General features: G+C 48.1%; 27 protein-coding genes and 1 riboswitch. Of the genes, 11 read left to right on the top strand and 16 right to left on the bottom strand.

The window, feature by feature from the left end:
• Nucleotides 1-29 precede the first annotated feature (29 nt).
• Together proS and NWE92_01150 are read left to right on the top strand one after the other, a co-directional pair.
• Nucleotides 30-1,472 carry a proline--tRNA ligase gene (proS, locus tag NWE92_01155; GenBank protein ID MCW4028242.1) on the top strand — a complete coding sequence of 481 codons (1,443 nt, stop codon included), beginning with the start codon at nt 30-32 and terminating at the stop codon, nt 1,470-1,472.
• Between the two features lie 128 nt (nt 1,473-1,600).
• Entirely contained in the window at nt 1,601-2,839 is a 1,239-nt protein-coding gene (locus NWE92_01150; protein ID MCW4028241.1) for an aminotransferase class I/II-fold pyridoxal phosphate-dependent enzyme, read from the top strand.
• 125 nt (nt 2,840-2,964) lie between these two features.
• On the opposite strand, the gene ilvE is transcribed toward NWE92_01150, so the two are convergent.
• From ilvE to NWE92_01130, 4 genes are all read right to left on the bottom strand, one after another.
• The gene (ilvE, locus tag NWE92_01145) at nt 2,965-3,849 is read right to left on the bottom strand and encodes a branched-chain-amino-acid transaminase (protein MCW4028240.1); all 885 of its coding nucleotides are present in this window, start codon (nt 3,847-3,849) and stop codon (nt 2,965-2,967) included.
• Between the two features lie 83 nt (nt 3,850-3,932).
• Nucleotides 3,933-5,834, bottom strand: coding sequence for a threonine--tRNA ligase (locus tag NWE92_01140; protein MCW4028239.1), 1,902 nt, complete (start codon nt 5,832-5,834; stop codon nt 3,933-3,935).
• A gap of 11 nt (nt 5,835-5,845) precedes the next feature.
• Nucleotides 5,846-6,115 carry a hypothetical protein gene (locus NWE92_01135; GenBank protein MCW4028238.1) on the bottom strand — a complete coding sequence of 90 codons (270 nt, stop codon included), beginning with the start codon at nt 6,113-6,115 and terminating at the stop codon, nt 5,846-5,848.
• A complete protein-coding gene (locus NWE92_01130; GenBank protein ID MCW4028237.1) occupies nt 6,093-7,019 on the bottom strand; it encodes a carbohydrate kinase family protein in 927 nt (308 codons plus the stop codon). The genes NWE92_01135 and NWE92_01130 overlap by 23 nt, the downstream gene beginning before the upstream one ends.
• A 151-nt stretch (nt 7,020-7,170) precedes the next feature.
• Nucleotides 7,171-7,248, top strand: a riboswitch (Fluoride riboswitch).
• Between the two features lie 14 nt (nt 7,249-7,262).
• On the opposite strand from NWE92_01130, the gene crcB reads away from it, so the two are divergent.
• The 3 genes from crcB (at nt 7,263) to NWE92_01115 (ending at nt 9,033) form a co-directional block, all read left to right on the top strand.
• Nucleotides 7,263-7,652: a fluoride efflux transporter CrcB gene (gene crcB / locus NWE92_01125; GenBank protein MCW4028236.1), complete on the top strand. Its 390-nt coding sequence runs from the start codon at nt 7,263-7,265 to the stop codon at nt 7,650-7,652.
• Nucleotides 7,649-7,960: a DUF190 domain-containing protein gene (locus NWE92_01120; GenBank protein MCW4028235.1), complete on the top strand. Its 312-nt coding sequence runs from the start codon at nt 7,649-7,651 to the stop codon at nt 7,958-7,960. The genes crcB and NWE92_01120 overlap by 4 nt, the downstream gene beginning before the upstream one ends.
• Nucleotides 7,961-8,100: 140 nt before the next feature.
• Complete coding sequence (locus NWE92_01115; GenBank protein MCW4028234.1) at nt 8,101-9,033, top strand: methylenetetrahydromethanopterin dehydrogenase; 933 nt, start codon at nt 8,101-8,103, stop codon at nt 9,031-9,033.
• Between the two features lie 116 nt (nt 9,034-9,149).
• Here the strand turns inward: NWE92_01115 and NWE92_01110 are convergent, their stop codons facing one another.
• Both NWE92_01110 and NWE92_01105 read right to left on the bottom strand, forming a co-directional pair.
• Complete coding sequence (locus NWE92_01110; protein MCW4028233.1) at nt 9,150-10,199, bottom strand: sodium:calcium antiporter; 1,050 nt, start codon at nt 10,197-10,199, stop codon at nt 9,150-9,152.
• Nucleotides 10,200-10,365: 166 nt separating this feature from the next.
• Complete coding sequence (locus tag NWE92_01105) at nt 10,366-11,430, bottom strand: mechanosensitive ion channel family protein (GenBank protein ID MCW4028232.1); 1,065 nt, start codon at nt 11,428-11,430, stop codon at nt 10,366-10,368.
• A gap of 241 nt (nt 11,431-11,671) precedes the next feature.
• On the opposite strand from NWE92_01105, the gene NWE92_01100 reads away from it, so the two are divergent.
• Nucleotides 11,672-11,929 carry a hypothetical protein gene (locus tag NWE92_01100; protein MCW4028231.1) on the top strand — a complete coding sequence of 86 codons (258 nt, stop codon included), beginning with the start codon at nt 11,672-11,674 and terminating at the stop codon, nt 11,927-11,929.
• Here the strand turns inward: NWE92_01100 and NWE92_01095 are convergent.
• The 10 genes from NWE92_01095 to rpl7ae form a co-directional block, all read right to left on the bottom strand.
• Nucleotides 11,926-13,086 (bottom strand): LL-diaminopimelate aminotransferase, encoded by a 1,161-nt coding sequence (locus NWE92_01095; GenBank protein MCW4028230.1) that lies wholly within the window; start codon nt 13,084-13,086, stop codon nt 11,926-11,928. The genes NWE92_01100 and NWE92_01095 overlap by 4 nt on opposite strands.
• A 1-nt stretch (nt 13,087) precedes the next feature.
• On the bottom strand, nt 13,088-13,924 hold the full coding sequence (gene dapF / locus NWE92_01090; GenBank protein MCW4028229.1) for a diaminopimelate epimerase: 837 nt from the start codon (nt 13,922-13,924) through the stop codon (nt 13,088-13,090).
• Complete coding sequence (gene lysA / locus NWE92_01085) at nt 13,924-15,213, bottom strand: diaminopimelate decarboxylase (GenBank protein ID MCW4028228.1); 1,290 nt, start codon at nt 15,211-15,213, stop codon at nt 13,924-13,926. The genes dapF and lysA overlap by 1 nt, the downstream gene beginning before the upstream one ends.
• Before the next feature lie 38 nt (nt 15,214-15,251).
• On the bottom strand, nt 15,252-16,310 hold the full coding sequence (gene asd / locus NWE92_01080) for an aspartate-semialdehyde dehydrogenase (GenBank protein ID MCW4028227.1): 1,059 nt from the start codon (nt 16,308-16,310) through the stop codon (nt 15,252-15,254).
• Between the two features lie 63 nt (nt 16,311-16,373).
• Nucleotides 16,374-17,168: a 4-hydroxy-tetrahydrodipicolinate reductase gene (dapB, locus tag NWE92_01075; GenBank protein ID MCW4028226.1), complete on the bottom strand. Its 795-nt coding sequence runs from the start codon at nt 17,166-17,168 to the stop codon at nt 16,374-16,376.
• Nucleotides 17,161-18,198 carry a 4-hydroxy-tetrahydrodipicolinate synthase gene (gene dapA / locus NWE92_01070; GenBank protein MCW4028225.1) on the bottom strand — a complete coding sequence of 346 codons (1,038 nt, stop codon included), beginning with the start codon at nt 18,196-18,198 and terminating at the stop codon, nt 17,161-17,163. Before dapA ends, dapB begins: the two co-directional genes overlap by 8 nt.
• Nucleotides 18,199-18,350: 152 nt before the next feature.
• Nucleotides 18,351-18,653, bottom strand: a complete 303-nt coding sequence (locus NWE92_01065; GenBank protein MCW4028224.1) for a hypothetical protein — start codon at nt 18,651-18,653, stop codon at nt 18,351-18,353.
• A gap of 98 nt (nt 18,654-18,751) precedes the next feature.
• Nucleotides 18,752-18,949, bottom strand: a complete 198-nt coding sequence (locus NWE92_01060; protein ID MCW4028223.1) for a 50S ribosomal protein L24e — start codon at nt 18,947-18,949, stop codon at nt 18,752-18,754.
• Nucleotides 18,950-18,969: 20 nt separating this feature from the next.
• On the bottom strand, nt 18,970-19,188 hold the full coding sequence (locus tag NWE92_01055) for a 30S ribosomal protein S28e (protein MCW4028222.1): 219 nt from the start codon (nt 19,186-19,188) through the stop codon (nt 18,970-18,972).
• A complete protein-coding gene (rpl7ae, locus tag NWE92_01050; protein ID MCW4028221.1) occupies nt 19,188-19,568 on the bottom strand; it encodes a 50S ribosomal protein L7Ae in 381 nt (126 codons plus the stop codon). The genes NWE92_01055 and rpl7ae overlap by 1 nt, the downstream gene beginning before the upstream one ends.
• A gap of 164 nt (nt 19,569-19,732) precedes the next feature.
• Here rpl7ae and NWE92_01045 point away from each other — a divergent pair, with 164 nt between their 5' ends.
• The 5 genes from NWE92_01045 (at nt 19,733) to NWE92_01025 (ending at nt 24,341) form a co-directional block, all read left to right on the top strand.
• Nucleotides 19,733-19,996 (top strand): Gar1/Naf1 family protein, encoded by a 264-nt coding sequence (locus tag NWE92_01045; protein MCW4028220.1) that lies wholly within the window; start codon nt 19,733-19,735, stop codon nt 19,994-19,996.
• 16 nt (nt 19,997-20,012) lie between these two features.
• On the top strand, nt 20,013-20,960 hold the full coding sequence (locus tag NWE92_01040; GenBank protein ID MCW4028219.1) for a transcription initiation factor IIB: 948 nt from the start codon (nt 20,013-20,015) through the stop codon (nt 20,958-20,960).
• 26 nt (nt 20,961-20,986) lie between these two features.
• Nucleotides 20,987-21,253 (top strand): hypothetical protein, encoded by a 267-nt coding sequence (locus tag NWE92_01035; protein ID MCW4028218.1) that lies wholly within the window; start codon nt 20,987-20,989, stop codon nt 21,251-21,253.
• Between the two features lie 65 nt (nt 21,254-21,318).
• On the top strand, nt 21,319-21,933 hold the full coding sequence (locus tag NWE92_01030) for a DUF116 domain-containing protein (protein MCW4028217.1): 615 nt from the start codon (nt 21,319-21,321) through the stop codon (nt 21,931-21,933).
• Between the two features lie 59 nt (nt 21,934-21,992).
• Nucleotides 21,993-24,341: a PQQ-binding-like beta-propeller repeat protein gene (locus NWE92_01025; GenBank protein MCW4028216.1), complete on the top strand. Its 2,349-nt coding sequence runs from the start codon at nt 21,993-21,995 to the stop codon at nt 24,339-24,341.
• Nucleotides 24,342-24,522 lie beyond the last annotated feature (181 nt).

The following is a 24,522-nucleotide window of genomic DNA, read 5'->3' as shown; positions in this document are numbered from 1 at the left end:
ATGCAATACACTGCAAGAAGAGAATCTTCATGTCTGATACTGGTGTAACCGTCAAAAAAAACGTTGACTTCAGCGAATGGTACGTTGAAGTCGTCCTCAAAGCCGAATTAGCCGATTACGCACCCGTCAAAGGCTGCATGATTATCCGCCCCGACGCCTACGCTGTCTGGGAAAAAATCCAAGAAGTTGTTAACCAAAAAATCAAAGCCACTGGACACAGAAACGCCTATTTTCCCATGTTCATCCCTGAAGCCTTCCTCAAACAGGAAGCAGAACACTTTGCAGGCTTCACACCTGAAGTTGCATGGATTACCCAAGGCGGCGACACACCCCTTGATGAAAAACTCGCAGTCCGCCCAACCAGCGAAACCATCATGTACTCCATGTACGCCAAATGGATACGCAGTTGGCGGGACTTGCCGCTTAAAATTAACCAATGGTGCAACATCGTAAGATGGGAAACCAAAGCCACTAAACTCTTTCTGCGCACACGCGAGTTCCTCTGGCAAGAAGGCCACACAGCCCACGCCACCGCCGAAGACGCAGAAGCCGAAGTCCGCTGGGCACTAAACATGTACAAAGACGTCGTCGAGAATTACTTGGCAATCCCAGTTATGCTTGGCACTAAAAGTGAAAGCGAAAAGTTCGCTGGCGCGCTCTACACCACTGCCATCGAATCCATAATGCCCGATGGTAAAGCACTGCAAATGGGCACCAGCCACAACTTAGGTCAGCACTTCGCCAAAGTCTTCAACGTCAAATACATCGGCGAAGACAAAACTGACCACTACGTGTGGCAAACCAGCTGGGGCATCACCACCCGACTCATCGGCGCCATGATCATGGTACACGGCGACGACAAAGGCCTCATAATGCCCCCCAAAGTTGCGCCAATCCAAGTTGTCATTGTCCCAATTCCCTTCAAAGGTTTAGAAGCAGAAGCCATCGCCGCTAAAACCAAACAGGTCCAAGCCGACCTCCAAACCAAAGGATTAAGCGTTATTCTCGATGACCGAGGAGAATACACTCCAGGCTGGAAATTCAACCAGTGGGAACTCAAAGGCGTTCCGCTCCGCATAGAAATCGGACCCCGAGACATCAAAAACGGCCAATGCGTCATGGTACGCCGCGACAATGGACAGAAAACCTTCGTTAAAGACGCCGACATACTCGCAACGGCAGAGAAGCTGCTTCAAGAAATCCAAGACAGCATGCTCGCCAAAGCCAAAGCCATCCTTGCTGACAAGACCACTGCCGTGCAGAGTTACGAGGAGTTTAAGCAAGTACTCGAAGCCAAAGGCGGGTTCCTCAAAGCAGCATGGTGCGGTGACCCAGCATGCGAAGCCAAAGTTAAAGATGAAACAGGCGCCACCATCCGCGTCATCCCCTTCCAAAGAGAAGAGCCCACCACGCCCTGCATCATCTGCGGACAGAAAGCCAAAGACACAGCCTATTTTGCGCGGTCCTACTAACCGCGTTTAACCCCGCTTTTTTGGGGCAACATGTTTCTTTAAAAGCACAGCTCACTATATGGAATGGTTAGGGTTAGCAATGTTTATTTTTTGGACCCGACAAGTGTCTTGGTTACAGGTAACGTACTTTGGCAACCATAAAAGTCACTAGCCGCGCAAGCAACATTGAGTATGCCATACGCGACGTTATAGTTCACACTAAAGAACTCATAAAGAATGGGAAAAAAATCTATTACCTAAACATCGGCGACCCCGCCGCGTTCGATTTCAAAACGCCACCCAGCCTCAAAGAAGCCTTATGCAGAGCCATTGCCAAAGAAGACAACTATTATTCCCCCTCAGAGGGTCTTCTTGAGCTAAGGCAGGCAGTGGCGAATAAAGAAAAGAAAGTTAACAGTGTAGACATCACCGCCGATGACGTGCTGGTGACAGAGGGCATCTCTGAGGGCATCGAGATGCTTTTGGGCGCCATCGTCGAGAAGGGCGACGAAATCCTCTTCCCAGGACCCACCTATCCGCCCTACAGCAGCTATACCAAATTCTTCGACGGAACCCCTGTTAGCTATGAGACCATCGAAGCGGAAGGGTGGCAACCAAACATCGACGACTTACGCAGCAAAATAACCGAGAGAACCCGTGCGATTGTCATAATCAACCCCAACAACCCCACAGGCGCGGTTTATGACAGAAAAACCATCAAAGCAATCCTTGACGTTGCAGGCGAACACAACCTGCCCGTGCTTAGCGACGAAATCTATGACCAACTCACCTACGAAAAACCCTTTGTAAGCGCAGCCAACGTCACCAAAGACGTACCCGTAGTCGGGTTAAACGGGTTCTCCAAGGTCTACCAAATGACTGGTTGGCGTTTAGGCTACATGTATTTCAAAGGCGAAGGCCAATCGCTGAGTGCACTCAAAAACGGTGTTGAGAAGCAGTGCAGAATCCGCATCTGCGCCAACACACCTGTGCAAATCGCCGCCACCGCCGCGCTTAATGGACCCCAAGACTTCGTCAAAGACATCGTCGAACGGCTAAAGGAGAGGCGCGACTTCTCATGGAAACGTCTCAACGAAATCGAAGGCATATCCACCACCAAACCTGAAGGCGCCTTCTACATCTTCCCCAAAATAGAGGGCATTGGCCAAAGATGGAAGAATGACATGGATTTCGTGGTACAACTACTCAAAGAAACAGGCGTCCTAATCGTCAACGGCTCGGGCTTCGACCCCGTGTATGGCAAGGACCATGCGCGGATTGTGTTTTTGCCGCCGATTCATGAACTCGAAGAAGCATACAATGCCTTGGAGGGTTTCATGAAAAAGAAGGCAAAAAGTGACAGCCGCGGCCGCGTAGGCTACGGTTAAACCTTCAACATTTCTCTTTTTGCTTGTCTGCTAAACCCAGAATTCTCGATTTCAATTTTGTTGTTGCCCATTTTTGAGGGCTATCAGTAAATAAACAGAAACAAAAGAAAAAACAAAAAGAAAAGTTAGATTTTTGTGCCGTTAGCTGGGTCTTCGATTACTTTATGGAACTCAGCTAGCAGCTTCTTTGTGACAGGGCCAGGTTTGCCGTCGCCGATTAGGCGTTTGTTGACTTCGCGGATTGGCACCATTTCCATGGCGGTTCCAGTAAAGAAGGCTTCGTCTGCGGTGAAAATCATGAAGGGTGTGAGGTTTGTTATGTTGAGTTTGAGGTTTAGTTTCTCGCAGAGCTTCACTATGACTGATGCGGTGATACCTGAAAGGGCTCCTGTAGCTGCTGGAGGCGTGTAGACTTCGCCGTCCCTGATTATGAAGACGTTTTCGCCGACACCTTCAGTGACGTAGCCGTTTGCTTCAAGACAGATGGCTTCGTCGACGCCCCATGCGTTAGCTTCGATTTTGCCCATGATGCTGTTGAGGTAGTTGAGGGATTTAACTTCGTGAGTGGTTGCGTCAACTGGATTTCGCCTAACCCAAGTGAACATAACTGTTATGCCGGTTTCTTTGGCGTCGCCTGCTTTGATGTTGATGGTGTCTGCGATGATTATGACGGCGGCTTTGGGGCATTTACGGGGGTCAAGGCCGAGGTCGCCGACTCCGCGGGAGACTATGAGGCGGATGTAGCTGTCTTTCATGTTGTTTTTGCGTAGAGTTTCTACGACTGCGGCTACCATTTCGTCTTTGGTTAAGGGGATTTTTAGGGTTATGGCGTGTGCACTGCGGTAGAGGCGGTCAACGTGTTCTTTTAGTTTAAACACGAAACCGTTGTATGCGCGGATTCCCTCAAACACGCCGTCGCCGTAGAGGAACCCGTGGTCATAGACAGAGATTTTAGCCTCTGATTTAGGGTAAAACGTGCCGTCTATGTATATTTGTAGTTCATTGGTCATTTGTTTTCCACTTCTTGGATAGCTGTTTGTTAGTGTCCAAATCTTTGATATATTTTGCGTCGATGATACGTATAATTCATATATCAACCGTGGAATTGTGGACGCTTAGACAGATACATCGGCAGCGGCAAGGACTTGTAAGGTTTACCCGCAATTTTCTCTGAGACTTTCGTCACCAGTTGCTCAACGGTTAGGGCTTCTTGTTTACCCTTCTGTTCACGGTCCCGAACCGACAAAGTGCCAGATTCGATTTCTTTCTCGCCCACCACGATGATGTATGGAACCCATTCCTGTTCAGCTTCACGAATCTTCTTCTGCAACGTAGAGGAGGAATCATCGATGTCCACGCGGATGTTGTGCTGACTGATTTGGGCTGCTAGGGCGTCAACTTTGTCAAGGAACTTATCCGAGATGGGGATTAGGCGCACCTGAGTCGGAGACAGCCAAAGGGGCAGCATAGGCGCTTTGCCCGTCATCTGCTCGCGATACGCCTTCTCAAGCAACGCGTATATGTCGCGTTCGATGGCGCCGCTGGGCGAACAGTGAAGAATCAACGGATACTGCTTTTCGCCTTTCTCATCCACAAAGGTGATTTCGTAACGTTTAGCGTTCTCTACGTCGATTTGGTCGGTGCTGAGCGCTGCAGCTTTGTCTTGGTTATCGACGAAGTTGAGGTCCCATTTTAGCGCGAAGTAGAAGAACCGTTCATTCCAGACTTCGGCGAGGATGGGTTTACCGAATTTCTGCGCCAACTCCGTGATGAAGTCTTTATGTTCAGCGTAGAAGTCTTTGGTGAAGCGCATGGCAATTTCGTAGTCGTCTTTGACTAAACCAATGTTGTCTAGCACGTCAATGCAGAGGTTGAAGCGTATCATGAATTCTTTTTTGGCTTGGTCAAGGTCAGCGCAGAAGGCGTGGCAGTCAGGCATGGTAAACGCGCGGAGGCGTTTGAGACCGACGACTTCGCCGCTTTTTTCTCGACGGAAGCTGTAGCGGGTGAGTTCGTAGAGTTTGACAGGTAACTGCTTGTAGCTAAATTGGGCATCGTGCGCCATGAGGAACTGCCCAAAGCAGGCGGCGAAGCGTAAGAAGAGTTCTTTGTCTTCGCTTTTTAGGATGTATTGGCGTGCGGGGAAGCGGTTGAGGTAGCTTGCGAGACTGGGGTGATGGAAATCATACATGATTGGGGTTTCGACTTCCATGCCGCCATACGCTGCCACACGGGCAGACACGTACTGTTCGAGGAGTGATTTTATCATGCGTCCTTTGGGATACCAGCGGACGTTGCCGGGGTCGCTTCCGGGCTCGTAATCGGCGATTTCAAGCCGCTTCATCAACGGCACATGAGGGGGCATGACGGTGACTGCGCGGGTCTTTTTGATTTCATATTGGCTGAACTTTTGAAGGTTGCTTTTGCCCTTGAATTTGTATTCCTCAATAGGCACCAATGAGCCGTCTGTTTGAAGGATGTGCCAGTAGGATTTCATGGTGTCTTCTGCTTTTAACGCGGCTGAGACGGGTTCTTCTTCTTTTTTGGCTACACAAGGCACCGCGGTTTCTACCTCAGCAACGGGCAGGGGTGCGTAGCTACGGGCTTGCTCCGCTAAGGGGTGCCCTTTGATGGATACGGTGAATTGTTTGTTCCAGCCAAACGGTGCACGGTAGGTTTCTATGCCCTTCTGTTTGGCGTAGGCTTCCATGTCTTTAATTATTGCCAAAGCCTGTGAGGGCTGAGAGAGTTTGCTGCTAAGATGCGCAAAGGGGTAAATGAGGATGCGGTTAACTTTGAGTTTGCCTAAAAAAGCCCGCACGTCATCGATGGCTTTCTGCGCCAACGCGGAGTTGTCGCCTTCTTCTATGGCGGTGAATAACACGACGACTTCTTCAACGCGGTTCTCTTCTTTGGATGCCTCTTCGGCTATGTTGATTTCTTTCTCGATGGGTTTGAAAACAATAAAGTTAGAATGTAACTGTAAGATACGCATGACAGGTTCCTCTAGCGACCATAGCGCCATTTATCAATGGTTTTTTCTTTCTTGGTTTTCTTCTTATATTCTTTATAATGATCCTTACAAAGGAAAGCACGTTTATCGTCGCTGCCTACGCGTAAACCGGCAGCTTTGACTTTGTCAGCTGAAATTGAACGGACGGCTTCTTTGCCGCACACACTGCATTTTTCGCCTTTTTCGATGCGACCCATTAGTCCACGCTCACAACATCGTTTAATTACCGTAAATATACGTCTATTGCTTAAGTTCCTTTTCATACAAACAATGAGCACGGCGATAAATCTCTTCTTTTTCGCCGAAGTAAGTGGGACCTATGCCTTCAACCACGCAAGAAGCCGCAGCAGAACCAACCGCAGCACACCAAAGCGACTCTTTATTTTTGAGGTACTCGGTGAGGAAACCTCCGATAAATACGTCACCTGCACCTGTGGGGTCAACTGCCACTTCCGAAAGAAAAGCAGGAACAACATATTGAGCGCCCTCCACAGAGAGCACACAGCCTTTAACGCCTAACGTGACGATGACGGTTTCGACGCCGACATCATGAATAGCCCGCATGGCGGCTTTGAGGTCTGATTCGCCGGTTAAAGCGTAGATTTCAGTTTGCGAAGATTTGCAGATGTTAATGAGGCTAAAAATCTCGTTTTCCACAACACCATTTTCATTCACATTGCCGTTTTCGTCGAAGCTTCGAATTAGCCCCTGAGGGTCAAGCGAGAAGACATCACAGCATCCTTTGAGTTTCTCAACAACCTCAAGGGAAACTTCGTTGGCGATGGGTGCAATGTGGATGGCTCTAGCATGGAGGTCACTGGGTAAATCCAAGGGGGTTATTGGCGGACCTTTAGTTAAAAGTTTGAGAGAACGCTCACCAAGCTCTTTCCCGTAGGTTAACTCGTAACGAGTGGTTTGCGCATTAGACTGTTTAACAACGCCAGAAACATCAATGCCTTCCTGCTGGAGCCACCAAAAATATGCATCGGGAAAATCCGCGCCGACCTTGCTGATGACGGAGACGGCAGCGTCAAGGCGTTTTGCAGCAAAAGACGTGTAAGCTGCAGGACCGCCTAAAACGTTGAAGGGATGGGCACGGCTGGGCAGAGAGAGGGTGTCAAGTGAGAAGTGCCCTACAACTGCCAAGTCAACTGTCTTTGCAGCCATCTTTCCAATCCACTTGCAATATTCGGCTATGAGGTATATAGGATTGTTTATTCCACAAGACAGCAACCAACAAAACAATCCAAGAGACATTTTGTGTGGAATGTTGGAAGTTCTGGTTTTTCTGACAAAGTTTAATAGCTTTTTTAGCCTCAACGGGGGTGGCTATGGCATTAGCCGTGGCGCAGGCCAGAACCGCAGCCAGATGGATGCTGATAATGCCTACCTAAACAGAAGGTAAGCACTATGAAATGGCTTGAATTTGTCCTCTTGGCAGTCGGCGCGGTAGTCGGCGCATATCTCCGTTATCGAATAGTCGAGTCCCCCACAACAGTCTTTGGATTACCTGTTAACGTGTTGGCGGTTAACGTTGTGGGCAGTTTTGTTTTGGGGCTATTTTCGATTCTATCGGTTGGGTTGAATTTGGATTCACAGTACTCGCTGTTTGTGGCAGTGGGTTTCTGTGGGTCATTCACCACGATGTCGTCGTTTGCTCTGGAAACCAGCAACCTTGCCGACGCAAACCGTTTTAGCCTCATGGCACTCAATATCTTAGCAAACGTGGGGTTATCGTTGGCTGCGGTATTTGGCGGCAAAACCCTCGGTAACGTGTTGATGGAGAGGTTTTTGCGTTGAAACAGAAAATGTGGAACCTAACAATCAGAATCAAGAAGAATGACGAAGTCGGCGGCAAACGGTTACACGGATTAATTATGGACTGCCTAATGCAAGCAGGCATCGCAGGCGCAACCGTTTGGACGGGCGTTGATGGGTTTGGTAAACGGGGCAAATCCACTCTACATCTCGAAGGTGTATCGGTTGATATGCCCCTTATCATCGAAGTGATAGACACCGAGGAAAAGCTGGACCCACTGTTGCCTCAACTTAAGCAAATGGTAGGCGACGACGGGTTAGTCACCATCCAAGAAACTTACATAATCTAACCATAACTGAGCCGTCAAGGGCAATATTGTAAAAACCTCAGGGTTTTCAGCTGATTTTAAATGAACCTGAAACTCAAAAAATATCGGTGAAAGTCTTAAATCATTAAACTGCATCACAAAAATACAAAGGTGAAACCAGTTTGACACAACCAACCTTCAAAACAGTTTTCGTTTTCCTAGACACTGACAAATATTGCAGCCCCTTTGACATGCTCGTCGCCATCGACGCATTCCCAGACTCTATGATATTCAAATTCGAAAACGTCACAGGCGAAGATGCGCCAAAAATCGTTTTCGACCTGCTCTTCCCACGTGGCCCCGCAGGTGCAGCACACACAAAAATCTTCATCAACGGCAGCAACTTTGAAGAAGTTGAAAAAGTCGTAGCAGCCACCCAGAAAGCCATGAAATCGGCTCCATGGGGAAATAGCATAATCGTTGACCCAAGAGGCGGATACAGCACAGCCGCAGCCGCAGTAGCCAAAACCTTTGGTGCATCCATGGAGAAAGGATTAGGCAGCTTAGAAGGCAAAAAAGTCACAGTTCTCGCTGGCACAGGCCCCGTCGGTCAAACAGCCGCACGCATCTACGCCGCAGAGAAAGCAGACGTAACCATCAGCAGCCGCAACCTAGCAAAAGGCCAAGTAGTCGCAGACAAAATCAACGCTGAATGTGGCGCCCAACGCGTCAAAGTTGTCGAAGTTTCAAAACCAGAGCAAACCGCTCAAGCAGTTAAAGATGCAGAAATCATTCTTGCAGCAGGAGCAGGCGGAATCCAACTACTCACCAAAGCAGACCTTGACAAAGCACCCAAATGCAAAATCGTTGGAGACATCAACGCCATCAAACCGCTCGGTGTTGAAGGCTTAGGTCCAAACGACGACGGCATAGAACTCAAAGCAGGCGTCTTTGGCATCGGCGCATTAGCCATCGGCAAACTAAAAATCAAAACCGAAGTCGAAATGATTAAGCGCGCCGCTGCTGAACCACAGGGACTCTTCGACTACGCAATCGCCTACACCATCGCCAAAGAGCAGATTCTTAAGAAATTAGCAAAAGCCGCTGCAAAATAAGCAGCCACATCTATCTTTTCTTTTTAGTTTTTTCAGTAAGCATATTTGTTTTTGGTTTAAGTAGGATTTTGGTTATACTCTATTTAGGGAGGGTCTCTGAAGTAGATGCCGCAGTTTTAGAGACCAAGACCCGTTGTTAAAGTTGTGATGATAAAGAGCGCGTAGATGATTAAGAGTACGGTGCCCTCTTTCCAAGTGATCTTTTTTCTTGACAGGAAGAACCAGAAGAATGTGTTTATGATTATGGAGAACACAATCAGGTTCAAGTAAACCTGCATATCAAGCATTAAGGTTGAACCAATCAAAGTAGGCACAAACAGGGTTACACCTAAAATCAGGGTAGTGTTGAAGAAAGCTGCCCCAATGATGTTACCCAAGGTCAAGTTGGGGTGACCCCGTAGGATAGATTTTACGCCTATGGTTAATTCGGGGAGGCTTGTGCCCAACGCTACAATGGTGGCGCCGATTACCTGTTGAGGCACCCCAACCGCTGTTGCGATGGAGATTGCTGAATCAACCATAAAGTTCGCGCTAATCACGACACCCAAAGCACCCAAAACAGTGAAGAGGATAAACTGTTTGAGTTTTCCTCTCTCTTGCGCGGTTACTTCGGCATCTGATGGTTCAGTTGTTATTCTAACTTTGGTTAATCGATAAAGGTAAACCACAAAAACCCCTAGCAGTATTAAGCCTACAAACCAGGCTGCTTGCGGAGAAACGTATAGGAGCGCTAAAGGCACAACTGACGCAACGAATAAGCCGAATTCTATGTTGCTTAATTCGGAGGATTCAAAATTCGGAATAATATTGGTGCTGTCAACATGGTTGGGCTTTTTTCTTTTCCCGTTAAGGAAGACGTTTAGCCCTAAAATGACGGCTCCGATGCCCAGTATGGCTGAAATGTTGAAGACGTTGGAGCCTATCGCGTTCCCAATTGAAAGTGCGGCTCCGCCGGATAGGGCTGCGGATAAGGCAACTGTCAATTCGGGCAGGGTGGTCGAGAGAGAAATCAACGTGAACCCCACCGATGTTTTGCCCAGCCGGGTTATGGCTGCGATTTTTGTGGCGTATTTGATGACTACGTCGCTTGTGAGGTTTAGCACAACTATCGCTACCGCTATGATAACGATGTTTATGAGGAAGTCTATGCTAAACAAGTCCGCCAAGAGGCTCTTCTCCCTGAAGTTTTTCAGGGTTAAAAAACCATTTTATAATTTAAGTGTTACCTTGACTGTTTGCCCACCAGAAAGTTAACCACCAGTTATTTTTTATTTTACCTCAAACTGCCTCTGCCGCCTTTGGGGCGGAAAGTTATCAAAAAGAGGTGGGGGCTTATTTTTTGAGGTAGACGGTGCTAGTTGGGAACGCCATCTCTATGCCTTCTTTTTCAAAGACTTCTTTGATTGCAAAGTTAATGGCTTGCTGGATATCAAGGTAAACGCCATAGTCAGGCACCTTGACGTAGTAACTGACTTGGAACTTTAAGGCAAAGTCACCGAATTCGGTGAAATGCACGCGCTCTATCTCTGCGTTTGCTGTATTCTCGATGATTCCGCGCAGTATAAGGGGGATTTTTTGGAGTTTCTCAGATGACGTATCGTATGTTACGCCGATGGTGAATACGATGCGTCTTTTTTGGAGTTTTCGGAAGTTTCGGACGCTGCCGGAGGTGAGTTCTTTGTTGGAAATTACAAGTTCTTCGCCTTGGAGCAGTTGGAGTCTTGTGGAGCGGATGCCGATGTTTTTGACTGTTCCGCTGTATTCTCCGACGACGATGAAGTCGCCGATTTCGAAGGGTCGGTCAAAGTAGATGGAGAATGCGCTAAAGAAGTCGCTAAGTGTGCTTTGTAGGGCGAAGGCTATGGCGATGCCTCCGACTCCTAACCCGACCATTGCGCCGGTGAGGTCTACGTTGAACATCCACAGGATGAAGAGGAATGCGGCTACGTAGACGATTATTTGTATGACTTTTTTGAGGATAAAGAGGAGGTGGTGGCTGTTTTTTCCAGCGATAAGTGCGGTTCGGCTTGCGTACCAGTCAGCCACTATGTTTGAGACGCGGGTAACTGCGTAGGCGCCTAATAAGATTTCAAGAACCATGCATATTCCTGACACTGTGTCACTGTAGGGTTGGAGTATGGATAGGGGCTGAAGGGCGTATTCTATGCCGATTACGGCTATCATGATGACTATGATTATTTTTACGGCGGACAGTATGTCGTCGTCGAGGGTGGTTGTGGTTTTGGCTGCCCACTTGGAAAAGTACCTGTTGAACACTAAGTAACTTCCCCATCCGACGAAGGCGACTAAGGCAAAGAGCACCAAAGACGCCAAAATCTCGGCTGTTCCCGCGTTTAAGTGCAGTATTTGCTGGAAAGTTTCGGTGAGAGTAGCCATCTTGCGTTTTTCCTATAGTCTCATTATATTTAAGTCCTCGCTAGATTCTACTCAAGAAAAGAAAACCCCAATGTGGCTAACTTGCGGTGTGTTTTGTTTATTTGTAAAAGACCGGACATAACGCTAAGGGGCTATAACCTCAATCTAACCCTGCTTGTGCCGCCATAGATACCGCAGAGGTGCCCCTCTCAAAATAAAGTAAAAAGCAAAAACCCGAAAAGTAGTAAAATCTTTTATTTTTTTGGAACAAGTTATAGTTGAGGAAACACTGATGTCCAAGGTTGCTGGCAAGAAAGAAAAGAAAAAGCTCTTTTCTGCAAAGTTTTGCCCCAGATGTGGCTCCACCGACGTCTACTGGGCGCAGGGTATGCCTCAACTCTGGTCAGTGTGGGATTGCAAAAACTGCGGTTACCGGGGAGCCTTCATCTTAGAAGACGGCAACCTTGCCGAGAAACTCCAAGTAGAATGGCAACAAAAAAACAAAAAAGAAAAAACTTAGAAAGCCGCGGCTATTCGGCGGCAAGCTTCCTCTATGCGTTCTTTGGGCTGTGTAAACGTAATTCTCACAAAGCCCTCACCGTATTTGCCAAACCCAACGCCCGGCGTCACTGCCACGCCCACGTCAAGCAGTTTAGCGGCGAACTTCATAGAGTCACCCTTACAGTTTACCCAAACATAGAAAGTTGCCTTTGGCGCTTCGCATTCATAGCCGATTTTGCAAAGGGTTTCGACAAGGAGGTCGCGGCGCTCTTGTAGCGTCTGGTTGTTTTTGCGTAGGAACTCGGGTGGTTGGTTGCTCGTGTAGGATGCAAGTGCTTTAACGGCGACTTTCTGCGTATAAACTGGTGGTCCAGAGTCGATTTGGGATTTCACTTTTGCTAAGCCATTTACCAGTTGAGTGTTGCCTACAGCGAATCCGATGCGGTCACCAGTCATATTGAATGTTTTGGATAGCGAATGGAACTCGATAGCTACGTCCATGGCGCCTTCGATTTGGAGGATGCTGGGGGCTTGGTAGCCGTCGTAGGTGATTTCTGAGTAGGCGTTATCGTAGCAGAGGATTATGTTGTTTTTTTTGGCGAACTGCACGGCTTCTTGGAGGCATTTGAGGTCCACTGTTGCAGCGGTAGGATTGTTGGGGTAGTTGAGAAACATCATCTTAACCCGTCGGGCATCCACTGCTTGCAAGTCAGGCTTGAAATTATTCTCTTCAAGTAACGGAAGGGGCGTAACTTGTCCGTCGCAGAGGATAGTGCTGCCGTTTGCGTAGACAGGGTAGGAGGGGTCAGGAACCAACACGTGGTCACCTGGGTTGATGAATGCACGAGCGATGTTTGCGAGGCCCTCTTTGGAGCCTAACAAAGCGACAACTTGGTCGTGGGCTATGTCTACGCCGAATCGTTTTTTGTACCAACCTGCAACGGCTTCACGAAAGTCAGGTTCACCTTGGCTAAAAGAGTAATTATGGTTCTTTTTGTTTGCAGCTTCCTCTTTTAGGGCTTCAACGATGAAGGAGGGCGGCGGCAAATCGGGGTCGCCAATGCTCAAAGAAATCAAATCAACGCCCTGTGCTTTCTTTTCTTTTTGGATTTTCTCTATTTCAGCGAACAAGTACGGTGGTAACCGCTTGATGCGTTCTGCATACTCAAATGTCAAATCAGATTGTCTCCTTGAATAGTGTACCTTCGAATACTTTCTCAGCTGCCCCACACATCAGAATCGTGTCTGAAACTTCAACTTGCAGGTCTCCGCCGAGGGCATGAACAATAACTTTGCCATCCACCTTGCCGAGTTTGTTGGCTGCCGCGACGGCGGCACAAATTCCTGTTCCACACGCAAGGGTTTCGCCGCATCCCCGCTCCCAAACCCGAACCTTCATTTCGTTACGACCCAAAACTTGGCCAAAGCAAGCGTTAACTCTGCGGGGAAACGCTGGGTGGTGTTCTATGATTGGACCGATTTTTTCCACGGGGTATTTGGTGACATCCTCGACAAAGGTTACGCAGTGAGGGTTACCCATGGATAAACAGGTTACCTTAAAGCTTTCACCGTTAACATCCAAATCCTGATTTATGCAAGTACCTTCGCCGACCATCGGGAGCGCGCTGCGTTGCCAATTAGGAGCACCCATATTCACTGTGACAGCGGAAACTTCGCCGTCGCTAAGAGTTAACTGAACATGCTTTATGCCTGCAAGCGTCTCAACCGAGAACTCCCGCTTAGAGGCGATGTCATTTTCGAAACAGAATTTAGCGAAACAGCGTATGCCGTTGCCGCACATTTCAGCTTCGCTGCCGTCGGCGTTGAAAATCCGCATCTTCACATCCGCAACCTCTGACGGGTAAACGAGCAGCAAGCCGTCTGCGCCAACCGAGAAACGCCGTTCACATAGCCTCTCCGCTAAAACAGATGCTTGAATATCGCTGATTTGTCCCTTACGGTTATCGATGACAAGGTAGTCATTGCCTAATCCGTGCATCTTCCAAAAACGCATCAGGTTTCACTCTGTATCTTTTGGCTATTCATCAAATCGCCCAGTTCTTCACGCTTTCGGACCAGTACGTCTTTGCCGTTTCGGATCATCACTTCGGCTGCACGGGGACGTGAATTGTACTGTGAACTCATGCTAAAACCGTAGGCGCCAGCGTTTAGCACCGCTAAGAGGTCACCTTCTTCAATGGAGGGGAGTTTGCGTTCTTTGGCTAAGGCGTCGCCTGACTCGCAGATTGGACCCACCACATCGTAGGTCTCTTTGTCGGCGGCGTCAAGTTTGTTAGCGACCAAAATCTGGTGATAGGAGCAATACATGGTGGGGCGCACCAGAGTGTTGAATCCTGCATCTACGCCGACGAATTGACGAGAAGGCGTAACCTTCACCGTATTAACGCTTGTAAGGAGGACGCTGGCGTCGCATACTAGGTATCTACCGGGTTCGATACATAGAAACGGCTTACCTAAGCCATATTCCTTGACTTTACTCTTGAAGTTGCCAACTACTTTCTTCGCGAATTCTGCAACATCTAATTCTTTGTCTTCGGGCTTGTAGGGCACACCTAAGCCGCCACCTAAATCGACAAATTCAAAGTCAATGCCCACTTCATCATGAACCCGCTTAGCAATGCTAAGAAACTTCTCGACAGCTGCAACATACGGCTCCAACTCAAGTATGCCTGAGCCAATGTGCATGTGGATACCGAAGCGGCCTACACGGGCTCGTTGAGCAATAGCGTAGGCTTGGATGGTTTCTTCTTCCCAGAGCCCAAACTTTGACTCGGCACCTGCGGTGATGCAGTGGCTATGGTGTCCAGCGCCGACTTCGGGGTTCACGCGAACCGAAATCATCGGAGGGACCGAGATTTTTAGCAACCTGTCGAGTTCTGATTGCGAGTCAATGTTTACGGTGATGCCTGCGCCCGCAAGGAAAGTTAATTCGTCGTTGCGTACGCTGGTACCTGTGAAGAGAATGCGGTCAGGAGTGAAACCACTGCTTAGCCCCATAAAGACTTCGCCAGGACTCACGGTATCTAGGTAAGCGCCTTCGGACTGCAAAATCCGCAGCACCGTTAGGTTAGTGTTTGCCTTGGCGGCGTAGTATATACGTACATACTTGTATTCGTTTACTAGGGCGTTGTAGAGGCGAGTGTAGTTGTCGCGGATACGCTTCTCGCTAATCACATACAAGGGCGTATCATATTTTTCGGCTAGCTCCTTGGCTGAGTAACCGTCAAAATAGAGGTTGCCCTTGCGGTTTTCTAAGGGTTCACGAAGTTTTCTCTTGACCATCACACTTCACCAAACACGTAAATGATAATTGATGAAAGTTAAGCTAAGCCTTTAGCGACATAGAGCTCCGCACTAAGGATACCGCCGCCTGCAGCTCCCCGAACAGTATTGTGGCTTAGACACAGATATTTTAGCGTCACAATCGGATCCTTACGTAAACGACCGACAACAACACTCATTCCTGAACCTGCATCTCGATCGTAGCGTGGTTGGGGACGGTTCTTTTCATGGCGAACAATGATTGGTTGAGCAGGTGCAGAGGGCAACTTGAGCATTTGTGGAACACCTTTGAAGCCTTCGAATGCAGCTTCCACTTGTTCAAGCGATGGTTCTTGGTCTAGCTTCACGTATACGGATTCTAAGTGACCGTCTTTAACGTTGACGCGATTGCAGCTTGCACTCATCTGGAAATCTGCAAAATCGATGGCTTCACCGTTAAAGGCACCCAAGATTTTTCGGGGTTCAGTCTCCATCTTGTCCTCTTCGCCTGAAATGAAGGGGACAACATTGTCAATGATATCAAGCGAAGGAACGCCAGGATAGCCTGCGCCACTTAAGGCCTGCATAGTTGTAACCGTCACCTGTTTTAGCCCGAATTGGACTAGGGGTTTGAGGGTGATAACGAGACCGATGGTGCTGCAGTTAGGGTCAGTGGTGATATAGCCACTCCAGCCACGCTTTTTCTGCTGAATCTTCACTAACTCTGCGTGGTCAGGGTTGATTTCAGGCACTATCAGCGGCACATCTTTGTCCATGCGGTGTGCGCTCGCCTTACTAAATACTGGATACTTGGCGGCAAACTCTGCTTCCACAGGACCTGCCAAGTCACCAGGTAATGAGGTGAATACGAGGTCAAAGTCGCCTGTTTTTTCTGCTGATGCTACGTCGATGTTTGCTACAGGCATTTCTGCGATTTCTTTAGGCATATCGGTCTCCATCAGCCAAGTGCAGGCGTCCTTGAATTTTTTGCCTGCTGACCGCTCAGAAGCTGCGAGTACCGAGATTTCAAACCAGGGATGCTCTTGCAATAGTTGGATGTAGCGTTGTCCAACGGCTCCGGTTGCGCCTAAGATGGCGACTTTACGCTTATTTGACATGACTTTTTCTTCCTTGCTTTCTTTTAGTGTTCCAATATAAAAAAGGTAATGGTAACTAAACGGTTAAGTTAAACCCAAAACATCCGCCATATTGTAAACTTTAGGCTCTGTTTGGTGAATTAACCATTCTGCTGCATACACAGCGCCCTGTGCAAGCACGCTGCGGTTAAACGCGATGTGTTCTATGCGGAGCATCTCGTTGGGTCCTGCGACTACGATGTTGTGGATTCCTGGGACACCGCCTGCACGTAACGCAACTGACTCTAACTCGCCAGGTTGCCTTGGGCTTATGCCTTCGCGACCGTAGACGGTTTTGGTGTAACCGCGGGCTTGCATGATGATCTGTTCTATTTTTTTGGCGGTTCCGCTGGGGGAATCTTTTTTGCCTGTGTGATGAATTTCACTTAGGCTGAAATCGTAACCCGCTGGGAAAGCTTTGAGGGCTTCAGCTAGTTTGAAGAGTATGTTAACGCCAACACTGAAGTTAGGCGAAAACACTGCGGGAACTTTGCCCGACATCGCCGCAACGATTTGCCTATTTTGCTCGGGGGTAAAGCCTGTGGTGCCCAAGATTATGCGTTTATCAAGTCCCGCAACAATGGGGATGTTAACCAGTTCAGCGGCAGGTACAGTGAAACTGACATAGGTGTTAGCTTCACTTAGAGCTTGGCTTAGCATGTCAGAGCTTTGTATGACTGTGTCAGAGCTGCATAATCCAAGTTGGCGAAGAGTTTTGCCGATAGCGGGAGAGTTAGGAGCTTCGATGGCACCTACGATTTGGTAGCCTTTTGCGGTTGCTTCTGCTATGATGGCGTTGCCCATTCTGCCCGCTGCGCCAGCGACACAGAGTTTAAGCATAGGTTAATCCCTCCAGATACCGCTCGTTGTAGAGACGATCTTGTAGGTTTACATCAAACGCGTCAGCTATTGGATCGAGAATCTGTGGGTTTGCCTCGTAAACTTTGCGTGTGCTACTCAATACAATTTCGAGTCCTGCACGAGTCATTTTGCCCAGTGGTTGGCGGCAGGGTCCTGCAGGCATACCCAATACAGCCATTAGTGTTTTGTAAGCCAAGGGGTTTCGAGCCTTGCATACTACGGGTCCGTAGGGGGTTTGCTCAGTGGTCTTTACCGTGACGATGTTAAACAGCGGCTGCAGGGCTTGGGAAATTACGTTTGCGGCTTCCTCGTTGCCAGTCAACGCGTAATGTACCATGTCAGACATGGCACGCGGTGCGATGTTTGAAACCACAGATATTACGCCACTAGCGCGGATGTCAGGGGAAATTATCATGGTGAGGGTTTTGTCGTCGTCGCCGCTTAGGATGTCGAAGTCGTCTCCGCAAAGTTGTCGTGTTAACTCCATGTTTTTGAGGTCGCCTGTTGCTTCCTTGACGCAGCGCACATTGGGGAATTCGGCGTGAAGTGCGGCTAAGTCGGGGGGGAGCAGTTGGGTTCCTGTTCTGCCAGGGATTATGTAAGGTATAACTTGGACATCTGGAAAGCGCTGGGCTACGGGCGCGATGTATTCTCTTCGTATTTCCAGTGAGCTGGGTCCATTGTAGTAGGGGTCGACGAGGAGTACGTTGGTTACTCCGAAGTCGCGGGCGTGTTGGGTGCCTTCGATTGTTTCTTGGGTTGAGTTGCTGCCGGTTCCGGCAATGGTTATGGCTTTTCCGTTTGCGTATTCGTGTGTTTTTTCTGTTACTTTGTTGTGTTCGCTCCAATCTAAGGTTGGGGATTCACCAGTGGTGCCAACGGCGAGTATGCCTTTGACGCCGTTTTTTATTTGGAATTCTATTAATTGTTGTAAGCCTCCGTAATCGACTTGGCGATTGCGGTTCATGGGGGTTATTAATGCAGTGTAACAACCACTGAATGTGACCATTTTTTATGCCTCTTGCAGTGATTTGTGTAACGAACTGGATATTTAAGCATTACGTTTTACACACTATTTTTCCGAAAACCGCATCCAATAATGCCATTACTGAGTAAATCACACGTCAAACAACTGCTTTCCGCAAAAAACAGAGCGAAAAGCTACACTGCCCCAAGATAATACGCAGTAAAAATCCCGCCGCAATCCCCATAAAGCCGCTCAAAATACGCAAACGCCTCCGCCAAACAACCCGCCGAAGGAATAATCCAACGATAATTATCCTCCAACAAAACCTCGGAGAGCCGACCCGACACGACCTTCACCACTCTAAACTTCAAAGAAGACGGCCCTGACTGAAAAACCGCCAACTCGCCAGATTTAGGGGAGCCTTTTCGGATGTCGATGGTTTTTTTGCCATCTTTGAGCCATTGGAAGACTTCCTTTTTCGCGAACAGAAACGGCAAAGCTACACCTAAACGGTTGATTGAGGAGCTAGAAGATAAGTTTTCAGTTAAAAACAAATTAAAAATGAAAAAATGGTTGGAAAGCGTAGAGATGCGATTTACCCTTTGCCTTTTTCTTCTTTACCGAAGTACTGAGTCCATTTCAGCTTGCGTGCGTCACGTTTGAAGCTTAAGCTGCTTTTCTTGCATTTGCTTGAGTCAAACCAGAGGATTGAGCCGTCGTTCTTAACGTACATCATGCCTGTGCCAGCTGGGAAATCAGCACCACAGAATGAACATTTTCTCGGTTTTGGCATGACAATTTCTCCTTATAGTTTTATCGTGTGATTTTCTTTGCTTCCCTTTCAGTTTCGCGGAGCATCAGTATGTCTTGTACGCGGACCGGTCCTTTAACGTTGCGCGTGATGATTCTGCCTTTATCTTTGCCTTCCATAATGCGGACGCGGACTTGCGTGATTTCGCCAGTTACGCCTGTGCGACCGATGATCTGTATAACCTCAGAGGGAATTAGTTCTTCGGCTACTTCTTTACTCATTACTGAGTTCCTCGTTTAACCTGATCGATGCGTGTCACGATTTCTTTTATGAGTCCTGCCGCTTCGCCTTCTCTCATAATGCAGGCTGCTGCACAGGGGACGTCGATGCCGATGGATTTGCCGAGTTGTTCTTTGCTTGGAACAAAGACGTAAGTGATTTTTCGTTCGTCACAGAGGAGCGGTAGGTGCGCAATGACTTCTGGTGGGTCAACATCTTCAGCTATAACGACAAGTTTTGCTTGGCCACGTTCTACTGCTTTAGTGGCTTCGTTGGTTCCTTTCCTAACGGATCCTGATTTTGAAGCAATCGTTAGGGCTTCATAGGCTGCATCCACGATTTCTTTTGGAACTTCATATTTTACATAGAATGGTTTAGACATAGTTCTTAGCCTCACCCTTGTTAAGGCACAAGTTTATCCACACTTCTTGTTTATGAAGCTTTCTACTGTAAAAGTCTCGTCTAAAGTTGCCGCATATGTACCCCCAGAAACATTTAAATCCGCAGTCACGTTCTCGTACATGTTTTTCGAGAGGGGAATTGCGTTTGCAAAAATTGGGCAGAGCGTCAAATGTATCTCCTTCACGAAACGTTATAGTTAAAGCTGAAAAACCACCTCAACTCGGTTCAGAAGTTGTCGACGAAAACCTAAACGTTGTCGGAAAAGTTTTTGATATCATCGGGCCAGTCTCAGCACCATATGCCGTAATAAAGACGAATGTTAAGGACCCTGCTAGGCTACTGAATAAACCGTTGTACTTGCTTCTCTCGAAAACGAAACGGAGTAGCAGAGAGAATGAGCAGAGATAGCAAGCTACATGAAGAAATGGAGTCAGAACAAGCCGCCGCGTCAAGGTCAGAACATCATAAGACGGAAGTTTGCCCTGAATGCGGAAGCACCAGACTTATGCGTGACTATGAAGCTGCAGAAAAAGTCTGCATGGACTGCGGATTTGTTATGCAGCAAAAAATCGCTGACCGCGGACCCGAATGGCGAGCTTTCGACGATGAACAACGCTCAAAAAGAACTCGCGTTGGCGCACCTCTAACGTACACTATCCATGATAAAGGCTTATCAACAACCATTGATTGGCATGACCGTGACATATACGGCAAAAGCCTCTCACCGGGTCAGAAAGCCCAAGTTTATCGCCTAAGAAAGTGGCAACGCCGCATCCGCGTCTCCGACGCGACTGAGCGAAACTTGGCGTTTGCACTTTCTGAGATTACTAAAATCTCCAACAACCTAAACTTGCCTAAAAACATCCTTGAAACTGCCTCAGTGATTTATCGCAAAGCAGTCAAAGAACGCCTTATCCGAGGCAGGTCCATTCAGGGTGTCACCTCCGCAGCGATTTATCTGGCGTGCAGACAATGCGGGTTACCGCGTACCCTCGACGAGATTGCACAGGCATCTACCGTTAACAAAAAAGAGGTTGGTCGCAGCTATCGTTTCCTTATCCGCGAATTAAACTACTCTATCCCGCCGCTTCGCCCCAGCCAATACATAACTAAATTCTCCAACCAACTCACCATGCAGGGCAAAGTGGAAGAAATCGCGCACAAAATCTTAGCCACGGCAAAAGAACTCAAACTCACTTCTGGCAGAGGACCCACAGGCATCGCGGCAGCCGCAAGCTATGTAGCTTCAGTGTTGACGGGAGAACGCAAAACGCAGCGGGAAATCGCTGAGATCGCGCAGGTTACTGAAGTCACCATCCGAAACCGCTACAAGGAACTGGTTGAACGGCTGATGTTTGACATCAGTATCTAACCATCTTTATTTTTTGTGACAGCGCGATGGCTAAACCACAAGACTCTGACAAACTTAGCCTTAAAGATGCCGTTTGTAAGCTCAAAGAGGTCGAGTTGGAGCTAAAAGAACTTTTAGTTAATCTACATGAGAGCCTCGAAATATGGAGCACAGAACCGCAATTTCAGACCAGTTTAGAGGTGCTTAAGCAGAATGCCCAATCGCGTGCAAGCGATTTGGAGGCAGAAGTAAAACAACTTCGAGAGGAACTCGAATCAATTAAAGACGTTTTAGGTTTCAACCTGAAAAAATAGCGAAAAAACCATTCAAGTTAGATACATAGGCACTTTTTTAAGCGGGATAAGTGATATCCTAACTTATGCCCTATAAGTTCACGTTCGACCTTTCCAAGGTCCCACGGTTCTTCTTCACTGAACTCACACTGCTTAGCTACCAAAAGGGCATGCATAAAACTTTCCTCAAACACGCAAATGACTTAATCATAAAGTTCCGCATCCAAGAAGCCACAGGACTCAACCTCGCGGATGCCATGGTACTACTTGAGGACCTTATTGATTTGCAGGCTGTAAACATAATCGAGAGAGGAAAATTCGCGGCAACCAAAAAACGGGCGCTTTTTCTGCCGCATTGTTCCCGTAAATACATGGATAGCCGATGCAAAGCAAACTTCAACTCAGACATCCCCTCCTATGTCTGTGGACACTGCTCAGAGGACTGCTTAGTGAATAAGGCAGAAGTCTACGCTCAAAGTAAAGGCTATGACGTTTTTGTTCTACCGGGCGGCTCCTGCATACCCAAGATTCTAAAATCTACACACTATGAGGGCATAGTGGGGGTTGCGTGCGGTGAAGAAATGAAATTGATGGGGCATTTGCTTAACAGCATGGATGTCGCTGGTCAAGGCATACCGCTGATTAAGAACGGCTGTGCGAACACGCTCTTCAACATGGAAACCCTTGTAAAAGTGCTATAGAGTAAGATTTTTAGCATATTTAATATCTCTGATGCTATGATTGCCTGTTAAGGATAACTATGCGGAAACACGGGTGGTTGCTGCTTAGTTTATTGGTTCTTGTTTTAGCATCCAGCACTTTTTTTGCTGCAAGCGCCCAAGACTGGACAACCTTTCGTTATGACACGAACCGTAGCGGCGCAAACGGCACCAACAGCTCAAGCAACGCAGCCAAAACGTTGTGGATTCACAGCATGAACGGTGCAGTTTGGTCTTCTCCCGCGGTAGCTGAAGGCGTGGTTTTGGTGGGCGCTAAAGACTGCAAAATCTATTGTCTAAACGTGTCTACTGGAGAATTAGTTTGGAGTTACCCAGTTGGACATGAGGTGAATTCGTCACCAACCATCTTTAACGGAACGGGCATTGTGGGGTGTTTTGACGGCAACGTTTACTGTATGAACCTTTCGAGCGGCAAACCTGTGTGGGTTTCGTCGGTTGGGGGGGCAGTGTTTTCGTCGCCTGAGGTTTATGGGGGGTGTGTCTTTGTTGGTTCGGGTTTGCAGGGTCTTTATTGTTTGAACGCTTCTAATGGCGATGTGCTCTGGAGTTTTCCAACTGATGCGAGGGTGAATTCGTCGCCTGCTATCTTTGAGGGGGTTGTCTATTTTGTTTGCAACCGTGACGTTTTCGCAGTTAATGTGTCCAGTGGCAGGGAGATTTGGCGTCAGTTCACAGGCAGTTTAGGCAACACACCTTGCATATTCGGGGGCTGCGTGTATGTCGGTTCATACGATGGAACATTTTTTTGTTTAGATGCTGCCACGGGCAGGCAGATTTGGAAGTATCAAACCGATGGTTCAATTGTTTCTTCTGCAGCCGCCATGGATGGATGCGTTTTTGTTGGTTCAGAGGATAATTGCGTTTACTGCTTTAACGCAACCAACGGCGAGAAGCTTTGGCAGACGGCAACAGGTTATTGGGTTTGTTCCTCCCCTGGCCTCGCAGACGGCTACTTGTATGTGGGCTCAAAAGATTACAACATATACTGCTTCAACGCTTCGACAGGACAGATAAAATGGACTTACGCCACTTGTGAAGCTGTGGATTCCTCGCCCGCCATTGTAAATAACACGCTTTTTGTGGGCTCCCATGACTACCACCTATACGCCCTGACAATCTACAACTCAACAACACCACCCGCAATTACACCGCCGACAAGCGTGGCGTGGGGAACACTGCTCTTTGACGGAATCTCATTAGCAGTTGCAACGGTAGCAGTTGTATTGGTTACAAGGTCACTCTACGGGAAAATAACAAACAAGCCACCAAAGCTAACCCCCACAGACAAGACCCAGCCATGGATTGTCACCCACAGTGGTTTATTGTGCGCCATAGCTATCGGGGTTTTTGTGGTTGCTGGGTTTGTCGTGTTGGGGTGGGGTCCGTTGTGGTTGGCTGATGAGCAGACCTATTCTCAGATGGCGTATCATATGGTTAGAAGCGGCGATTATTTGCTGCCATGGACTGATGGTGGACTCGGTATTTGGACGGGGAAGCCGCCGTTGCTTATGTGGCTGATGGCTTTGTCTTATCAGGTTTTTGGCGTCACGAACTTTGCGGCGCGCATTTGGAGTTTGCTGTTTGGGGTTTTGTCGCTGGTTGCCGGGTATTTTTTGGGTAAAAAACTCTACAACGGCACGGTTGGGTTGTTATCGGTGGTGGTTTTGGGTTCGTTTTTGACGTTTTTTGCGTTCGCGACTCACGCCATGACGGATGGTCCGCTGCTGTTTTTCATTTTAGCCAGCGTGTATTTGATGCTGCAAAGCCAAGAAAACCCCCACAGCAACCGTTACGCTGTTTTGGCGGGGGTGTGTTTTGGGTTAGCGTTGATGACTAAACAGATTGAAGCATTGCTGATTCCGCTCATAACCGGAGTGTACTATGCCGTCTCTACCAAAAGCCCGCGGTTCATCTTTACGAAGCGGTTTATTTTGTTTTGGGGTGTAGCGTTGCTCATTTTTGCGCCCTACGTGCTCTACATGAATTGGCGTTTTTTTGAATTCTGGGACTGCTACTTCGTCTACAGCGTATTCTCCCGCACAGTCACCCCACTAGAGGGGCACTCGGGGGATTACCTGTTTTACTTCAATTATTTGGCTACCAGAGAAAACCTCCTATGGATAGTTCTATTGCCGTTTGCGGGGGCTTTATGCGTGTATAGTGCGGTGGTTAAGCGGGTTAAAGCTGATTTGTTGTTGGTTGTTTGGATGGTTGTGGTGTTGGGGCTGTTCACGGTGGCGCAGACAAAAATATACTGGTACGTGCTACCCGTCTTGCCCGCTTTTGCGTTTGCGATTGGCAGCTTCATCTATCGGGTGTGGGAGCGACTGGACCAGCGTAGACAAAATAAGGCGGTCGTGAAAGGGTAAGAGGCCTACGGATACTAGATGACCCAACTGCCTCAAAAGAGGGTTTTTACTGGTTTTCAACATGTTAAGGGGATGTTTCTGCGTCAATAGGACCCTACCCCCCCTTAGGTTTCTGCATAGAACCACTAATAGCATCCAAATAGGCACCAAATAGATTGGGAACAGAAAGCCTACCGTACAA

The sequence above is a fragment of the Candidatus Bathyarchaeota archaeon genome (genome assembly GCA_026014745.1).
Taxonomy (GTDB): Archaea; Thermoproteota; Bathyarchaeia; order Bathyarchaeales; family Bathycorpusculaceae; genus Bathycorpusculum.
Note: the sequence above shows the minus strand (reverse complement) of the source record. Positions and strands in the feature narration are given on the sequence as shown.

Excerpts from the sequence above, each read along its gene's own strand:
- proS (MCW4028242.1), top strand. The coding sequence starts at position 30 with ATGTCTGATACTGGTGTAACCGTCAAAAAAAACGTTGACTTCAGCGAA.
- ilvE (MCW4028240.1), bottom strand. The coding sequence starts at position 3,849 with ATGACCAATGAACTACAAATATACATAGACGGCACGTTTTACCCTAAA.
- NWE92_01140 (MCW4028239.1), bottom strand. The coding sequence starts at position 5,834 with ATGCGTATCTTACAGTTACATTCTAACTTTATTGTTTTCAAACCCATC.
- NWE92_01135 (MCW4028238.1), bottom strand. The coding sequence starts at position 6,115 with ATGAAAAGGAACTTAAGCAATAGACGTATATTTACGGTAATTAAACGA.
- NWE92_01130 (MCW4028237.1), bottom strand. The coding sequence starts at position 7,019 with ATGGCTGCAAAGACAGTTGACTTGGCAGTTGTAGGGCACTTCTCACTT.
- crcB (MCW4028236.1), top strand. The coding sequence starts at position 7,263 with ATGAAATGGCTTGAATTTGTCCTCTTGGCAGTCGGCGCGGTAGTCGGC.
- NWE92_01105 (MCW4028232.1), bottom strand. The coding sequence starts at position 11,430 with ATGGCTACTCTCACCGAAACTTTCCAGCAAATACTGCACTTAAACGCG.
- dapF (MCW4028229.1), bottom strand. The coding sequence starts at position 13,924 with ATGCGTTTTTGGAAGATGCACGGATTAGGCAATGACTACCTTGTCATC.
- lysA (MCW4028228.1), bottom strand. The coding sequence starts at position 15,213 with ATGGTCAAGAGAAAACTTCGTGAACCCTTAGAAAACCGCAAGGGCAAC.
- asd (MCW4028227.1), bottom strand. The coding sequence starts at position 16,310 with ATGTCAAATAAGCGTAAAGTCGCCATCTTAGGCGCAACCGGAGCCGTT.
- dapB (MCW4028226.1), bottom strand. The coding sequence starts at position 17,168 with ATGCTTAAACTCTGTGTCGCTGGCGCAGCGGGCAGAATGGGCAACGCC.
- dapA (MCW4028225.1), bottom strand. The coding sequence starts at position 18,198 with ATGGTCACATTCAGTGGTTGTTACACTGCATTAATAACCCCCATGAAC.
- NWE92_01060 (MCW4028223.1), bottom strand. The coding sequence starts at position 18,949 with ATGCCAAAACCGAGAAAATGTTCATTCTGTGGTGCTGATTTCCCAGCT.
- NWE92_01055 (MCW4028222.1), bottom strand. The coding sequence starts at position 19,188 with ATGAGTAAAGAAGTAGCCGAAGAACTAATTCCCTCTGAGGTTATACAG.
- rpl7ae (MCW4028221.1), bottom strand. The coding sequence starts at position 19,568 with ATGTCTAAACCATTCTATGTAAAATATGAAGTTCCAAAAGAAATCGTG.
- NWE92_01040 (MCW4028219.1), top strand. The coding sequence starts at position 20,013 with ATGGAGTCAGAACAAGCCGCCGCGTCAAGGTCAGAACATCATAAGACG.
- NWE92_01035 (MCW4028218.1), top strand. The coding sequence starts at position 20,987 with ATGGCTAAACCACAAGACTCTGACAAACTTAGCCTTAAAGATGCCGTT.
- NWE92_01030 (MCW4028217.1), top strand. The coding sequence starts at position 21,319 with ATGCCCTATAAGTTCACGTTCGACCTTTCCAAGGTCCCACGGTTCTTC.
- NWE92_01025 (MCW4028216.1), top strand. The coding sequence starts at position 21,993 with ATGCGGAAACACGGGTGGTTGCTGCTTAGTTTATTGGTTCTTGTTTTA.